A 16,034-nucleotide genomic window follows, 5' to 3' on the forward strand; every position below is an offset into this window, starting at 1 on the left:
GCTCAAACAGCTTGAAAGATACTCGCTTAATCAGAGGAACAACTTTGTTGCACTTGACTTGACAATTGGGGAAAAATTTTTTAGGAGATACATCAATGAACTTTTTTAAAGATTATCGTAAACGATTGATTTGGCTAGGAATCTTTCTTGTCGCTATGTGCCTATCGCAAGTTCCTATCGTAACTTTAATGTTACTTCAAAAAACTCAACTTGGATCTATCTGGTCATCTCTAATAGTGGGGCTTGTATCTACTGCTATTGTTACACTCTTTTTATATGGTGCTCACAAAAGTAAGTTATTAAACCTAAAATCGAAACTCTTTACTATTAATGACGCCCCTCGAATCGCTCTTAGTTATGTAGCCGTTGTCGCTGGAAATATGATTGGTGCGATTTGGTTGCAACTTCTGAAGCAAACAACTACTTCGAATCAAGAGGCTATTAATAGCCTCATGTCAGAAACTTCTATCATTTCAAGCTTTTTCGTAATTGCAATAGTGGCACCTATTTGTGAGGAGATTATCTGTCGAGGTATCATACCTAATAAACTCTTCGAAGGATACGAAAAAATTGGGTATATTTTCGGTTGGTTTATCTTCACTATAGCACATACCCCAACAAATCCGCCTTCTTTCTTGATCTATGGCTGGATGTCTGCCGTCCTAACTTGGACTGCTTATCGCACCAAACGTCTAGAGATGTCTATCTTCCTCCATTTAGTAATTAATGGAGTCAGCATTCTATTGCTTATCCTCCTTACATTTCTTATCAAGGTTGTTGGTATAGATGCCATTCAATAAATGAAGGTTCCACTACTAATATAATTTAAAATAAAAAGACTAGAAATCTATCTAATTTCTAGTCTTTTTTGTCTATTTAAGAACGAAACACGAATTAAGTGTGAGAAGTTACGACACGGAGTTGGTGAGGCAGTTAGCTAGTCCACTTCCTTTCTGTCACGATGGCAAAACCCACGAATCAATACTATTCGTGGGTTTTGCCTAGTGAATCGTTTAGGTAAACTGCTATAGTGGTTGCCGTTTATTAGATTACGACACTGAGTTTTATAAATCGATTTCATTTGTAAAACTCAGTTAGTGGGGCAGTTAGGCCACTTTTTTACCCATCACGACGTAAAGTTTTACGAATCGATAATATTCGTAAAACTTTACTAGTGGAGCGCCTAGCAAAGTTCCATAGAAACTTGGCGTTAGTTACTTAGATTGTCACACAATCAAGTAACTTTGGCGATCTACATCTTTTCCTCTAACTCCACATCTGGATACTTGTCCGCAAACCAACGGAGAGCAAAATCATTTTCAAAGAGGAAGACAGGTTGGTCAAAACGGTCTTTGGCCAAGATGTTTCGACTTGAAGACATACGCTCATCTAAATCTTCTGGTTTAATCCAGCGAACGGTCTTTTTACCCATTGGGCTCATAACGACTTCTGCATTGTACTCATTTTCCATCCGGTGCTTGAAGACTTCAAACTGCAATTGACCAACGGCACCTAACATGTATTCACCTGTTTGGTAGTTGGTATAGAGCTGAATAGCTCCTTCTTGTACCAATTGCTCGATTCCCTTGTGGAAGGATTTTTGTTTCATGACGTTCTTAGCAGATACCTTCATGAAGATTTCAGGGGTAAAGGTTGGTAGTGGTTCAAACTCAAACTTGTTTTTGCCAACCGTCAAGGTGTCTCCAACTTGATAAGTACCAGTATCGTAAACCCCGATAATATCTCCTGCAACAGCGTTTGTCACATTCTCACGACTTTCCGCCATAAACTGGGTGACATTAGAAAGTTTGGCTCCTTTACCAGTACGAGGAAGATTGACACTCATACCACGCTCGAATTCACCCGATACGATACGGACAAAGGCGATACGGTCACGGTGACGAGGGTCCATGTTGGCTTGGATTTTAAAGACAAATCCAGAGAAATCCTTTTCATAAGGATCCACAATTTCGCCATCTGTTTTCTTGTGACCGTGTGGTTCTGGAGCAAACTTGAGGAAGGTTTCAAGGAAGGTCTGTACTCCAAAGTTAGTAAGAGCTGAACCGAAGAATACTGGAGTTAATTCACCCGCAAGGATGGCTTCTTCTGAGAATTCATTTCCAGCTTCATTCAGGAGTTCGATATCTTCTTTGACTTGTTCGTAGAATGGGTTGCTGGCAAAGAGCTTGTCTCCATCTTCTAGACTAGCAAAGCGTTCATCCCCTTTGTAAAGTTCCAAGCGTTTATTGTAAAGGTCATAGAGTCCCTCAAAAGCTTTCCCCATCCCGATTGGCCAGTTCATCGGATAGCTAGCAATGCCCAAGATTTCTTCCAATTCTTGCAAGAGGTCTAGTGGCTCACGGCCATCACGGTCAAGCTTGTTCATAAAAGTGAAGACTGGAATACCACGATGTTTGACAACCTCAAACAATTTCTTGGTCTGGGCCTCGATACCCTTGGCAGAGTCCACAACCATGACAGCCGCATCCACCGCCATCAAGGTTCGGTAAGTATCTTCTGAGAAGTCCTCGTGCCCTGGTGTATCTAGGATATTGACACGTTTGCCATCGTAGTCAAACTGCATGACAGATGAGGTTACCGAAATCCCACGTTGTTTCTCGATATCCATCCAGTCAGACTTAGCAAAGTTTCCTGTTTTCTTCCCTTTTACGGTACCAGCCTCACGAATCTCTCCCCCAAAGTAGAGCAACTGCTCAGTGATAGTTGTTTTACCAGCGTCCGGGTGGGAGATGATGGCAAAGGTACGGCGTTTTTTAATTTCTTCTTGAATACTCATAACTTCTCTTTCTTTTTACTTTTTTTTGAATTATTTGAATTTCTAATCGCTCTTTGTTACATTGGACCCTAAAATTCCTTTCAACACTCCATTATATCGGATTTTAGGGAGTTTTTCAATCGCCTACACAAGAAAAAGCAGGTCTCTATAATAGACTTGCTTTTAAATAATAGATATCTCAATTTATATTTTACAATCGAATCTGTATCTTTTTTTACTTACTATGATTTCATGAAAGAGTTGATTCTAAAGTCATTTTCTTTTGCCAGCGTTTCTTAAACAAAATATCAAAGAGCACCAAGGCTGAAGAAAGAATGATTGAAACCAAAAGATACTTGATCCAAATAGGAGCATCTGGAATAAAAGGTGTGGTATTCAAGAGCCCGTAATTCCCACCAGTTACATGATTGACTCCAACTAGGAAAAGGTTGAGAATAAAAGTGTAGGCAATAATGCGATACTTTTTAAGAAGGGTCTTATCATAGTGGTTCATGAGATAAACCAAGGAATTAACCAAAAGGGCATAATGACCAATCAAGAATGAAAAACTGGTAATATGCGGAAAATCATAGGGGTCGAAAACAGGGTAGCCCAAAGCAAACACTGCTCCACTAGCTCCCATGAGGGCAAAATACTGTTTGGTTTTCCATCTGTCTGGCAGGAAGACAACCGCGAACATAGCTAAACGACAATGGTAAAGAGGCAGACTATTTGAAAATGGAATGCTAAAACCAATATACCAAGTGTAAAGAGCTAGCAGTTGCGCTATTTGAACCCACTTAAACAATCGGACAAATTTGGGATTTTTGTAATAAGTAAGAGATCCATAAATAGACAAGGCAAGAAGGCCTATCATGACACCGTACCAAAAAATCGGAATAGGCGGTGGTGTGGTTTGGGTTCTTGTAATAAAATGATGCATAAGATCTCCTTAATTTATTAGCTGACGATTCTTCAGTTTATATTTAACAAATTGATTGATGAGGATGAAAATCCCTGTCATCAAACTAGTTACTATCAAATAATTAACCAAGGCGCCATGATCCCCAATCACAGGGGGATTACTCATAAAGCCATAATTCCCTCCTGTCAAGAGGTTGGCTAGAAAGATAATTGCATTGACACCAAAGGTCATCTGACATATTTTCCAAGCATCCCCTTTTTCAACTTTATAATATCTAATAAGATAAATCAAGCAGTTAGCCAAGAGGGCCCAATGTCCGAAAACATTGTTGACCGACGAAACATGAGGGAAAGGAAACGGATAAAAAACTGGATAAACTAAAGCCATGATAGAGCCAAAAACTCCCACTAAGGCAAAGTATTGTTTGAAAAAGGTCTTATTAGGGGCAAAAAGAATCATCCACATAGCCATGCGACTATGGTAAAAAGGGAGAGCCTCCGATAAGGGCAGGCGTGCCGAAATATACCAAGCGTTGATAATCAGTAATTGAATCAATTGACCCCAATACCAAAAATCTCGATAAGGTTTAGAGGAGGCATAGCGAATTGATAGAGCAGCTATGACTAGCAAAGAAGTAGGTAACAAAATGTACCATGTCCCCAAGTCTGGAGGGACTGTTTTTGTACTGGTAAAAAGTAAATCCCAAATTGTCATATGTTCTCCTTAACTTATTCGAATCGGTAAATGTCTCCATCTTGTTTGCCGACTAAAAACCAATGCTGTTCTTGCTTCTATTTTCAACCATTATATCGAATTAAAATCCTTTTTTCAATTTCTACTTCTTTTCAACTTGACTTACCTTATTTATAGGAAAATATGGTAAAATAGAACAGATAAATAATCATCATTTCACGAAAGGATGCAAGATGAAAATTACGCAAGAAGAGGTAACACACGTTGCCAATCTTTCAAAATTAAAATTCTCAGAAGAAGAAACTGCTGAGTTTGCGACAACCTTGTCTAAGATTGTTGATATGGTCGAGTTGCTCGGCGAAGTCGACACTACTGGTGTCGAACCAACGACTACCATGGCAAATCGCAAGACCGTTCTTCGCCCAGACGTAGCCGAAGAGGGAACTGACCGTGATCGCTTATTTAAAAATGTACCTGAAAAAGACAATTACTATATCAAGGTACCAGCTATCCTGGATGATGGAGGAGATGCCTAATGACTTTTAACAATAAAACCATTGAAGAGTTGCATAATCTCCTTGTTTCTAAGGAAATTTCAGCAACTGAACTAACTCAAGCAACGCTTGAAGATATCAAATCTCGTGAGGAAGCCCTTAATTCTTTTGTTACAATCGCTGAAGATCAAGCTCTTGCTCAGGCTAAAGCTATTGATGAAGCTGGAATCGATGCTGACAATGTTCTTTCTGGGATTCCCCTAGCTGTTAAGGACAACATTTCTACAGATGGTCTCTTAACAACAGCAGCTTCAAAAATGCTCTATAACTACGAACCTATCTTTGATGCCACAGCTGTTGCCAATGCAAAATCTAAGGGTATGATCGTTGTTGGGAAAACTAACATGGACGAATTTGCCATGGGTGGATCAGGTGAGACTTCCTACTACGGTGCAACCAAAAATGCTTGGGACCACAGCAAGGTTCCTGGTGGATCATCAAGTGGTTCTGCTGCAGCTGTAGCTTCAGGGCAAGTCCGTTTATCACTTGGTTCTGATACTGGTGGTTCTATCCGCCAACCTGCTGCCTTTAACGGGATTGTTGGTCTCAAACCAACCTACGGAACAGTTTCACGATTCGGTCTCATTGCCTTCGGTAGCTCATTAGACCAAATTGGTCCTTTTGCACCAACTGTTAAGGAAAATGCTCTCTTGCTCAATGCTATTGCTAGCGAAGATGTCAAAGACTCTACTTCTGCTCCAGTCCGCATTGCTGACTTTACTTCAAAAATCGGTCAAGACATAAAGGGCATGAAAATTGCTTTGCCTAAGGAATATCTTGGTGAAGGGATTGATCCAGAGGTTAAGGAAGCCATTCTGAATGCTGCTAAGCACTTTGAAAAGCTTGGTGCTATCGTCGAAGAAGTTAGCCTTCCCCACTCTAAATACGGGGTTGCGGTTTACTATATCATCGCTTCATCAGAAGCTTCATCAAACTTGCAACGCTTTGATGGTATCCGTTACGGCTACCGTGCAGAAGATGCAACTAATCTTGATGAAATCTATGTAAACAGCCGTAGCCAAGGATTTGGTGATGAAGTGAAACGTCGTATCATGCTAGGTACTTTCAGTCTTTCATCAGGTTACTACGATGCATACTACAAGAAGGCTGGACAAGTCCGTACCCTCATCATCCAAGATTTCGAAAACGTCTTTGCGGATTATGACTTGATTTTGGGACCAACTGCTCCTAGCGTTGCCTACGACTTGGATTCGCTCAACCATGATCCAGTTGCTATGTACTTGGCTGACCTCTTGACCATCCCAGTTAACTTAGCTGGTCTCCCAGGTATTTCTATTCCTGCTGGATTTGTTCAAGGTCTACCAGTAGGACTCCAATTGATTGGTCCTAAGTATTCAGAAGAAACTATCTACCAAGCTGCTGCTGCTTTTGAAGCAACAACAGACTACCACAAACAACAACCCGTGATTTTTGGAGGTGATAACTAATGAACTTTGAAACAGTCATTGGACTTGAAGTCCACGTAGAGCTTAACACCAATTCAAAAATCTTCTCACCTACTTCTGCCCACTTTGGAAACGACCAAAATGCCAATACTAACGTGATTGACTGGTCTTTCCCAGGTGTACTACCAGTTCTCAATAAAGGTGTTGTCGATGCTGGTATCAAGGCTGCACTCGCTCTTAACATGGACATCCATAAGAAGATGCACTTTGACCGCAAGAACTACTTCTACCCAGATAATCCTAAAGCCTACCAAATTTCTCAGTTTGATGAACCAATCGGTTACAACGGCTGGATTGAAGTGGAACTAGAAGATGGTACGACTAAGAGAATCGGTATCGAACGTGCTCACCTAGAAGAAGATGCAGGTAAAAACACGCATGGTACAGATGGTTACTCTTATGTTGACCTCAACCGCCAAGGAGTTCCTTTGATTGAAATCGTATCTGAAGCAGACATGCGTTCACCAGAAGAAGCTTATGCTTATCTAACAGCCCTCAAGGAGGTTATCCAATACGCTGGCATTTCTGATGTTAAGATGGAAGAAGGTTCTATGCGTGTGGATGCCAACATCTCGCTTCGTCCTTATGGTCAAGAGAAATTCGGTACCAAGACTGAGTTGAAAAACCTCAATTCCTTCTCAAACGTTCGTAAGGGGCTTGAATACGAAGTTCAACGACAGGCTGAAATCCTTCGCTCAGGTGGTCAAATCCGCCAAGAAACACGCCGTTATGACGAAGCTAACAAAGCTACTATTCTCATGCGTGTCAAGGAAGGTGCTGCAGACTACCGCTACTTCCCAGAACCAGACCTTCCACTTTTTGAAATTTCTGATGAGTGGATCGAAGAAATGCGCACTGAGTTGCCAGAATTTCCAAAAGAAAGACGTGCACGCTATGTATCTCAACTCGGCTTATCAGACTACGATGCTAGCCAGTTGACTGCTAATAAAGTCACTTCTGACTTCTTTGAAAAAGCTGTTGACCTCGGTGGCGATGCTAAACAAGTCTCTAACTGGCTCCAAGGTGAGGTTGCTCAATTCTTGAATGCCGAAGGCAAGACACTGGAACAAATCGAATTGACTCCAGAGAACTTGGTAGAAATGATTGCTATCATCGAAGATGGTACTATCTCCTCTAAGATTGCTAAGAAAGTCTTTGTTCATCTCGCTAAAAATGGCGGTGGCGCTCGTGAATACGTTGAAAAAGCTGGTATGGTTCAAATCTCAGATCCTGATGTCTTGATTCCAATTATCCACCAAGTCTTTGCGGATAACGAGGCTGCTGTTGCCGACTTCAAGTCAGGTAAACGTAATGCAGACAAAGCCTTTACTGGATTTCTCATGAAGGCGACTAAAGGACAAGCCAACCCACAAGTAGCCCTCAAACTACTTGCCCAAGAATTGGCTAAGCTGAAAGAGAACAAGTAAATATACTTTCGTTAATAGCCTTTTCTACTAAAAAATAGAATAAGGAGAATAAATGAACAAATTTTTACGAGTACTATTTATTTTAGTTATTATCGCCATGTTGGGTGCTTCTATTCTACAAATCTTTCTCCCATCATATATGGGAGAGCATTCTGGTTACGGTATTTCTGCAGGATGGCAAAGAGAAATTGGAATTTGGAATCTAGCTGTCTTAATTATTATTCTTGCCGTTAATATTAAGTACGATTGGTTTTACCTGCGAATTGCCCTTCTTGCCCTCATTATTGGTGGTATAGGAATAGGAACAAATCATTTGTTAAATTTTATTGAATATCATTCTCCTGTTAATGCAATTGGTGCTATCGAGAATTATATACTCGTATTTGGTTGGATTATAGGGTGGTTTATTGAAAATAAAACTATAAAACTCCAAAACTCTTTATAGACATAAAATTTAGCAAAAACTATTTTTGTACTCACATAGTTAGGAGACATATGAAAAAGTTATATACTCTTCTCGCCACTTGTTTATTGTTGTTCTTCTTCACACCATTTAACTCAATTGATGCTGGCGTTGGCCATTCGCGAAGTGGTAGCTCTAGCCGAAGCAGTTCAAGAAGTAGCAGCCGCAGTAGCTCAAGTCGCAGCTCCTCTTATAAAAGTAGCTATCGCTCTGGAAGTAGCTCCTCTAGTTCAGGTGGTTCTTTAGGTACTGGTATGAACATGCTTATCATGTTTGGTGTTGGAGGTTTCTTACTCTACATGTTCATCAAATATCTAAGCGACCAAAATTCATCTTCTGGCAAGTCTTATGGTAGTTCAACTGGATATAATCCACCTATCCATCGCCGAGTAGAACACAACACACTAGCTGTTAATCGTGTCAAATATGGTGATCCAAACTTTGATGCTGATGCCTTCGCTTCATGGGTTAAAGAAGTCTATATTCAGTTGCAGGCAGCCTGGACTAAAAAGGATTGGAATTTGGTTCGCTCTCTCGAAAGTACTAGTCTCTATTCCCAACATAGTACTCAACTCGAAGATCATATTCGGGCAAAAACAACCAATATTTTAGAAAAAGTCTATGTTGAAAATATCCGCATTAAAGATTTCTACGAGAATCCAGATGGAAATGATACTTTAGTGGTTATCCTTTCATCTACACTCAGAGATTATGTTATCGATGATAAGACTCGTAAGGTTATCGAAGGAGACCCTCAACAAGATCTATTTACAGTTTATCAAATGAACTTTATCCGCAAACATGGTAGCCAAACCGAAAACAATGTTCAAGATGAAGCTGTTAGCGACCACTGTCCAAACTGTGGCGCTCCACTTAAAATCTCAGCTATTAGCCAATGTGAATACTGCGGAGCTGATCTCACACGTAGTCCAAACCAATGGGTACTCGATACCTACGATGTTGTGGATGAAGACGAACTTTATAATTAGGAGGAAATTATGGGATTTATTCGTGCCGCCCTATCTTCAGGGCTTAATAGTTTCAACGATAGCAAATTTAAAGAAGCGATCGTACTTCCAAATAACCTAACAGCAGATGCTTTGGCCATTAAAGGTCAACTTCTTTCAAAAGATCCAGATGGCAAATCTAGACAAAGCAATCAAAACACTGGACTACTAACAGATGGTAGTGTCGTTATTGTTCCTCAAGGCTATGTCGCTATTCTAGTGAACAACGGTACCTTCCTTGGAGACGTTTTAGAAGCTGGTAGCCACGAATGGCGTTCTGGAGACAATGCCTGGCTTCTTGAAAAAGGTGGCCTAAAGGGTACTTGGGAAAATTTCAAAAACCGCTTCTCATTTGGTGGTCAAGTCATTACCCAACAAGAAATCATCTTTATTCGTATGCAACCCGTTGCCGGAAATAAATTCGGTACACAGAATGCTGTAGAATACTTCAGTGAACGTTATCAACAATTACTTAACATCCGCTTCTACGGTTTGTTTGATATCAAAGTTGCTGATCCAGTCCTATTCTATGTCAGCTCCATCAGTCAACAAATTGAAGACCATAAAGCCTTTACATTACAAAATGTAGCTCAAGGAACACTTCGACAAAATATCGCACCAAAGATTGCCATTGCAATTGCTAAATTTACCAATGAAAACAAGGTAGATATCTATAGCCTTAATGCCAATCAAGATACTTTCAATGAGCTAGCAAAACAAGAAGTTAACAAGGTATGGACAGGACTTTATGGGATTGAAACAACCAACATTCTACTTGAAGATTTGAGCTATGATCAAGAAAGCTTAGATATTGTCCGTAAACTTGATAGTGAACTTGTCGCTATGAAGTACAATACGATTGAGATTGAAGAACGTCGTGCTCGTAATGAAGCTCTCATCGCTGCTGCTAACAATGAAGGCAATGGCAATGGTATGAACATGATTATGGGAATGAATCTAGGACAAACACTTGGCGGTCAACTCAACCAACAAGCCCAAACTCAAGCTCCTGTTCAAAATAACGGGCAAACTGCAAGCAAGAACTTTTACATCGAGGTAGACGGTAAGTATGTTCTCGTAACTAAAGATGAAGAAGGAAATATCGTACCAGTCAACTAATTCAAGCTCATCTGATATTTGAGAATTATTGCATTTTATGGTACAATAAAGAGTAAACTATTTATTAAAGAGGTAAAAACATGATTGAAGCAAGTAAACTAAAGGCTGGTATGACTTTTGAAACAGCTGAAGGAAAATTGATCCGCGTTTTGGAAGCTAGCCACCACAAACCAGGTAAAGGAAACACTATCATGCGTATGAAATTGCGTGATGTCCGCACTGGTTCAACTTTTGAAACAAGCTACCGTCCAGAAGAAAAATTTGAGCAAGCGATCATCGAAACAGTTCCAGCTCAATACTTGTACAAAATGGACGACACAGCTTACTTCATGAACACAGAAACTTATGACCAATACGAAATTCCTGTTGTGAATGTTGAAAACGAATTGCTTTACATCCTTGAAAACTCAGATGTAAAAATCCAATTCTACGGAACTGAAGTAATCGGTGTAACTGTACCAACTACTGTTGAATTGACCGTTGCTGAAACACAACCATCTATCAAAGGTGCTACTGTTACAGGTTCTGGTAAACCAGCAACAATGGAAACTGGTCTTGTCGTGAACGTTCCAGACTTCATCGAAGCAGGTCAAAAATTGATTATCAACACTGCAGAAGGAACTTACGTTTCTCGCGCCTAATCTCTAGAAACTAGAAAGAGGTCATTCTATGGGAATTGAAGAACAACTTGGCGAAATCGTCATCGCCCCACGTGTACTTGAAAAAATCATTGCTATTGCAACTGCGAAAGTTGAAGGCGTACACTCTTTTTCAAACAAATCAGTATCTGACACCCTTTCAAAACTTTCTCTTGGTCGTGGCGTATATCTAAAAGAAGCAAACGATGAGCTCACAGCTGATATCTACCTCTACCTAGAGTACGGTGTCAAAGTTCCTAAGGTTGCTATGGCTATCCAGAAAGCTGTTAAGGATGCTGTCCGCAATATGGCTGATGTTGAAATCACTGCTGTCAACATTCACGTTGCTGGTATCGTTCCAGATAAAACACCAAAACCAGAATTGAAAGACTTATTCGACGAGGACTTCCTCAATGACTAGTCCATTATTAGAATCTAGACGTGAACTACGTAAGTGTGCTTTCCAAGCCTTGATGAGTCTTGAATATGGTTCAGATCTAGAAACTGCTTGTCGCTTCGCCTACACACATGATCGCGAAGATACAGACGTAAAACTTCCTAACTTCCTTGTAGAGCTCGTTTCTGGTGTCCAAGCTAAAAAGGATGATCTGGACAAACAAATCACACAACATTTGAAAACTGGTTGGACCATCGATCGTCTGACATTGGTAGAAAAGAATTTACTACGCCTAGGAGTTTTTGAAATCACTTCATTTGATACTCCTCAGCTCGTAGCTGTTAACGAAGCCATTGAACTTGCTAAGAGCTTTTCAGATCAAAAGTCAGCCCGTTTCATCAATGGACTCCTCAGTCAATTTGTGACAGAAGAAGATTAAATAATATAGAAAAAGTGTTTGACTCAGATCAAACACTTTTTTTTTTTGCCTTCCACTATCTAAAAAAGTGGTAATAGACATAATTATAAACAAATATCCAGATGGGCTTGGCATAAGTGAGAAAGTTGAAAAAACTATGGCACAGGATGGTGATTTTTAGGTTCTTTGTCCAACGATATACTATAGCAAAGAAAAGACCAGCAAAACTATAAATGATCAAACTGATAGGATCTCGGTGGGTTAGGATCAAATGACTAAGTCCAAAGATAAGAGCTGATAGTATAACATCCAGATAATACTTGGACTGGGGGAAAAAGGTATTCATAAAGTACCCTCTATGAATCAGTTCCTCTAATATAGGTCCGATGACTACTGTTAAACTAAAACTGAGAACAGTTGATAGAAAAGTTGGTTGCCCATTGGAGTATAAAATCGAAAGAAGGTCTTGAAAGATATACTTGTTATCAATTAAGTGATGAAACTGTAATTGATAAGTATCCACCAATTGACGAACAAAATAAGTAGCCACTAGGCTAACTAGAAGGGAAAAGAGAGTTGACCAAGTCCAAGTCTTTTTTTCAAAAATATAGAACATCTCTTTCTTTTTGAGCCAGTAGATAAATAGTAGCAAAAGAGCTATTACTTCAACTGTTGAAAAGATAGAATAGCCATCTATCCCCCATCCTAAAAACTTAGTCAGATACATAATCCCTAACTCTGGTAGATAAACCGATAGAAATACCAGTAAGATAAAGACTCCCAAATGCCCTAGTTTTTTCATACTCACTCCTAAAAAAATACCTTGATGGAGGGGAAAAATAACAACCCCCTATTCAGTTTATCAGTTCCATTTCCTCAACTGTCAATTTTTAATCCTGAAATGAATTTTTGAGAGAAAGCAAAAAGCTAGAACCTTTTTTAGTTCTAGCTGTCTTTTTAATATTTTCTAAAGCGTTGATAACGCTCTTCCAAAAGTTTCTCCGACGATAATTGTTTTAATTGTTCAATTTCTGTTTGAAGTTCATTTTTTACACGAGCTAGCAGCTCTTTGGCAGAGAGGCCTCTCTCTGAAATAACCTTATCTACGACTTCCATCTCCAAAAGTTCATGTGAAGTGATTTTCATCAACTCAGCTGCTTCCATGGCACGCGTACCATCTTTCCACAAGATAGAAGCAAAGCCTTCAGGACTAAGAACTGCATAGATAGAGTTTTCTAGCATCCAAACACGGTCAGCCACTGCTAGAGCTAGAGCTCCACCAGAGCCACCTTCTCCTATAATAATGGCGATAATGGGCACCTTAAGATCGCTCATCTCCATGAGGTTACGAGCAATAGCTTCACCTTGACCACGCTCCTCTGCTCCGACACCAGGATAGGCACCAGCCGTGTTGATAAAGGTTACAACAGGACGACCAAACTTTTCTGCTTGCTTCATCAAACGAAGGGCTTTTCGGTAACCTTCAGGATGAGGTTGACCAAAGTTACGGTTAAGATTATCTTGTAAACTTTTACCTTTTTGGATTCCAACAACAGTCACTGCTTGGTCTCCCAACCAACCGATACCACCAATAATAGCACCATCATCACGGAAGGAGCGATCCCCATGCAACTCAATAAAATCATCAAAAATTCCTGTTGCGAAGTCCAAGGCTGTTAGGCGAGTTTGTTCACGAGCTTCTCTAACGATTTTCGCAATATTCATCAACTCTCCCTCCTGTGTAGTCTTACTAATCGAGCAATCGTATCTGGCAATTCTCGCCGTTTAATAATTGCATCCACAAAACCATGTTCCAGTAAAAACTCTGCTTTCTGGAAGTCTTCTGGTAGGTCTTCTCTTACTGTATTTTCAATCACACGGCGTCCAGCAAAACCTACCAAACTTTGAGGTTCCGCCAAGATAATATCCCCTTCCATTGCAAAGGAAGCTGTTACTCCTCCAGTCGTCGGGTCAGTAAGGATTGTCAGATAAAAGAGACCTGCATTGGAATGACGTTTGACTGTGGCAGAAATTTTGGCCATCTGCATCAAGCTCATGATTCCTTCCTGCATTCGTGCTCCACCAGAAGCTGTAAACAATACGACAGGTAATTTTTCAGCGGTCGCATATTCGAACAAGCGAGTGATTTTCTCACCAACAACTGTCCCCATCGATGCCATGATAAAGTTAGAATCCATGATGCCAAGGGCAACCTTCTCTCCCTTAATCAAAGCTGTTCCTGTTACAACAGCCTCATCAAGACCTGTCCTTTCACGCATCAAAGTCAATTTTCTACGATAGCCTGGAAAATTCAAAGGATCCTGAGTCTCAATCCCTTTAAACATTTCCAAAAACGTCCCCATATCAATGGTTAAAGCTAAACGCTCTTGAGCTGAAATACGGAAGGTATAGCCACAGTGAGGGCATATACGCTCACTCCCCAAGTCCTTTTGGTAAATCGTATATTTGCAACCTGGACATTGGGAGAAGAGCTCATCTGGAACCTCTGGCTTGATCTGAGGTTGATTTACAGTCGAACGATTGGGATTGATTCGAATATATTTATCTTTTTTACTAAATAGAGCCATACATCCCCCTTTTCAGTCTTATACTATTTTTATACTCAATGAAAATCAAAGGGCAAACTAGGAAGCTAGCCGCAGCTTGCTCAAAGCACTGCTTTGAGGTTGTAGATAAGACTGACGAAGTCAGTCACATATATAATCCAAGGCGAAGCTGACGCGGTTTGAAGAGATTCTCGAAGAGTATTACATTATTCTTTTTCTTGATAGTATGGTAAGAAAGTTTCCATCAAGAATGAAGTATCGTAGTCTCCTGCAATCACGCGACGATCTGAAATCAAATCGAGTTGGAAATCAGCATTGGTGACGACTCCTTCAATTTCGAGTTCATAAAGAGCTCGTTGCATTTTCATGAGAGCATCAAAACGATTTTCGCCATGAACAATAATTTTAGCAATCATACTATCATAGTATGGTGGAATGGTATAACCTGGATAAACTGCAGAGTCAACACGCAAGCCGACACCACCACTCGGTAGATAAAGATTGGTAATCTTACCTGGACTTGGTGCAAAATTAAAGGCTGGATTTTCTGCGTTAATTCGACACTCAATGGCGTGTCCTTTTAGAACAATATCTTCTTGCTTCAAGGTCAATGGTTGACCTGCTGCGATACGGATTTGTTCCTTGACAATATCCACACCAGAAACAAATTCGGTTACTGGGTGTTCCACTTGGACACGCGTATTCATCTCCATAAAGTAGAATTTCCCACTTGCTTCATCTAGTAGGAATTCAATCGTACCAGCATTTTCGTAGCCTACAGACTCTGCTGCACGAACAGCTGCAGCACCAATTTCATTACGCAATGTTTTCCCGATAGCAATTGAAGGACTTTCTTCTAAAACTTTTTGGTTATTCCGTTGAAGCGAACAGTCACGCTCACCTAGGTGAATAACATGACCCATCTGGTCAGCAAGAATCTGTACTTCAATATGGCGAGCAGGATAAATCACGCGCTCTAGGTACATAGCCCCGTTACCAAAGTTTGCTTTAGCTTCACTAGAGGCTGTTTCAAAGGCTGATACAAGGTCTTCTACCTTTTCAACCTTACGAATTCCTTTACCACCACCTCCAGCTGAAGCTTTCAGCATAACTGGATAACCAATTTTTTCGGCAACAGCCAGAGCCTCTTCTGCAGTATGAACTTCACCATCTGATCCTGGAATGACAGGCACGTTTGCCTTAATCATTTGAGCACGGGCGTTAATTTTATCCCCCATGATATCCATGACATGAGCTGATGGCCCGATAAATTTGATACCAACTTCTTCACACATGGTTGCAAATTTGGAATTTTCACTTAAAAAACCAAATCCAGGGTGAATAGCTTCAGCTTCAGTCAAGACCGCAGCTGATAGGATGGCATTGATGTTCAGATAAGATTCTGTAGCCTTCCCAGGGCCGATACAGATAGCCTCATCAGCCAAAAGCGTGTGGAGAGCTTCCTTGTCAGCAGTCGAATAGACAGCGACTGTTGCGATTCCTAACTCTCGTGCCGCACGAATAATACGAACAGCAATTTCACCACGATTGGCAATTAAAATCTTACGAAACATGGAAAACCTC

17 protein-coding genes are annotated in these 16,034 nt (G+C 40.4%); 10 read left to right on the forward strand and 7 right to left on the reverse strand.

Annotated features, from left to right (window positions below; genetic code table 11):
* The first annotated feature begins 95 nt into the window (after positions 1–95).
* A complete protein-coding gene (locus K1I67_RS06935; protein ID WP_223339380.1) occupies positions 96–800 on the forward strand; it encodes a CPBP family intramembrane glutamic endopeptidase in 705 nt (234 codons plus the stop codon).
* 452 nt (positions 801–1,252) lie between these two features.
* Here K1I67_RS06935 and K1I67_RS06940 read toward each other — a convergent pair whose 3' ends face one another.
* The 3 genes from K1I67_RS06940 to K1I67_RS06950 all read right to left on the reverse strand — a co-directional run bounded on the left by K1I67_RS06940 (position 1,253) and on the right by K1I67_RS06950 (position 4,415).
* A complete protein-coding gene (locus tag K1I67_RS06940) occupies positions 1,253–2,797 on the reverse strand; it encodes a peptide chain release factor 3 (RefSeq protein WP_223339381.1) in 1,545 nt (514 codons plus the stop codon).
* Positions 2,798–3,026: 229 nt separating this feature from the next.
* The gene (locus K1I67_RS06945; protein ID WP_223339382.1) at positions 3,027–3,719 is read right to left on the reverse strand and encodes a YwaF family protein; all 693 of its coding nucleotides are present in this window, start codon (positions 3,717–3,719) and stop codon (positions 3,027–3,029) included.
* Between the two features lie 9 nt (positions 3,720–3,728).
* Complete coding sequence (locus K1I67_RS06950; protein ID WP_223339383.1) at positions 3,729–4,415, reverse strand: YwaF family protein; 687 nt, start codon at positions 4,413–4,415, stop codon at positions 3,729–3,731.
* Positions 4,416–4,627: 212 nt separating this feature from the next.
* Between K1I67_RS06950 and gatC the strand changes: the two genes are divergently transcribed.
* The 9 genes from gatC to nusB all read left to right on the forward strand — a co-directional run bounded on the left by gatC (position 4,628) and on the right by nusB (position 11,904).
* Positions 4,628–4,930 (forward strand): Asp-tRNA(Asn)/Glu-tRNA(Gln) amidotransferase subunit GatC, encoded by a 303-nt coding sequence (gene gatC, locus K1I67_RS06955; RefSeq protein WP_223339384.1) that lies wholly within the window; start codon positions 4,628–4,630, stop codon positions 4,928–4,930.
* Entirely contained in the window at positions 4,930–6,396 is a 1,467-nt protein-coding gene (gatA, locus tag K1I67_RS06960) for an Asp-tRNA(Asn)/Glu-tRNA(Gln) amidotransferase subunit GatA (protein WP_223339385.1), read from the forward strand. Before gatC ends, gatA begins: the two co-directional genes overlap by 1 nt.
* On the forward strand, positions 6,396–7,841 hold the full coding sequence (gene gatB, locus K1I67_RS06965) for an Asp-tRNA(Asn)/Glu-tRNA(Gln) amidotransferase subunit GatB (RefSeq protein WP_223339386.1): 1,446 nt from the start codon (positions 6,396–6,398) through the stop codon (positions 7,839–7,841). The genes gatA and gatB overlap by 1 nt, the downstream gene beginning before the upstream one ends.
* A 52-nt stretch (positions 7,842–7,893) precedes the next feature.
* Positions 7,894–8,286, forward strand: a complete 393-nt coding sequence (locus K1I67_RS06970) for a hypothetical protein (protein ID WP_223339387.1) — start codon at positions 7,894–7,896, stop codon at positions 8,284–8,286.
* Between the two features lie 50 nt (positions 8,287–8,336).
* The gene (locus tag K1I67_RS06975) at positions 8,337–9,293 is read left to right on the forward strand and encodes a zinc-ribbon domain-containing transport protein (protein WP_223339388.1); all 957 of its coding nucleotides are present in this window, start codon (positions 8,337–8,339) and stop codon (positions 9,291–9,293) included.
* A 9-nt stretch (positions 9,294–9,302) separates the two neighbouring features.
* Positions 9,303–10,430, forward strand: a complete 1,128-nt coding sequence (locus K1I67_RS06980) for an SPFH domain-containing protein (RefSeq protein ID WP_223339389.1) — start codon at positions 9,303–9,305, stop codon at positions 10,428–10,430.
* A gap of 80 nt (positions 10,431–10,510) precedes the next feature.
* Positions 10,511–11,071, forward strand: a complete 561-nt coding sequence (gene efp, locus K1I67_RS06985; RefSeq protein ID WP_000568646.1) for an elongation factor P — start codon at positions 10,511–10,513, stop codon at positions 11,069–11,071.
* 28 nt (positions 11,072–11,099) lie between these two features.
* On the forward strand, positions 11,100–11,489 hold the full coding sequence (locus K1I67_RS06990; RefSeq protein ID WP_049548992.1) for an Asp23/Gls24 family envelope stress response protein: 390 nt from the start codon (positions 11,100–11,102) through the stop codon (positions 11,487–11,489).
* Positions 11,482–11,904: a transcription antitermination factor NusB gene (nusB, locus tag K1I67_RS06995; RefSeq protein ID WP_223339390.1), complete on the forward strand. Its 423-nt coding sequence runs from the start codon at positions 11,482–11,484 to the stop codon at positions 11,902–11,904. The genes K1I67_RS06990 and nusB overlap by 8 nt, the downstream gene beginning before the upstream one ends.
* A gap of 55 nt (positions 11,905–11,959) precedes the next feature.
* Here the strand turns inward: nusB and K1I67_RS07000 are convergent, their stop codons facing one another.
* From K1I67_RS07000 to accC, 4 genes are all read right to left on the reverse strand, one after another.
* Positions 11,960–12,685 carry a CPBP family intramembrane glutamic endopeptidase gene (locus K1I67_RS07000; protein WP_223339391.1) on the reverse strand — a complete coding sequence of 242 codons (726 nt, stop codon included), beginning with the start codon at positions 12,683–12,685 and terminating at the stop codon, positions 11,960–11,962.
* A gap of 155 nt (positions 12,686–12,840) precedes the next feature.
* Positions 12,841–13,608, reverse strand: a complete 768-nt coding sequence (locus K1I67_RS07005; protein ID WP_070460142.1) for an acetyl-CoA carboxylase carboxyl transferase subunit alpha — start codon at positions 13,606–13,608, stop codon at positions 12,841–12,843.
* The gene (gene accD / locus K1I67_RS07010) at positions 13,608–14,471 is read right to left on the reverse strand and encodes an acetyl-CoA carboxylase, carboxyltransferase subunit beta (protein ID WP_223339392.1); all 864 of its coding nucleotides are present in this window, start codon (positions 14,469–14,471) and stop codon (positions 13,608–13,610) included. Before accD ends, K1I67_RS07005 begins: the two co-directional genes overlap by 1 nt.
* A gap of 185 nt (positions 14,472–14,656) precedes the next feature.
* Positions 14,657–16,024: an acetyl-CoA carboxylase biotin carboxylase subunit gene (accC, locus tag K1I67_RS07015; RefSeq protein WP_223339393.1), complete on the reverse strand. Its 1,368-nt coding sequence runs from the start codon at positions 16,022–16,024 to the stop codon at positions 14,657–14,659.
* Positions 16,025–16,034: the final 10 nt, after the last annotated feature.

This window comes from Streptococcus infantis, assembly GCF_019929575.1.
Classification (GTDB): Bacteria; Bacillota; Bacilli; order Lactobacillales; family Streptococcaceae; genus Streptococcus; species Streptococcus infantis_L.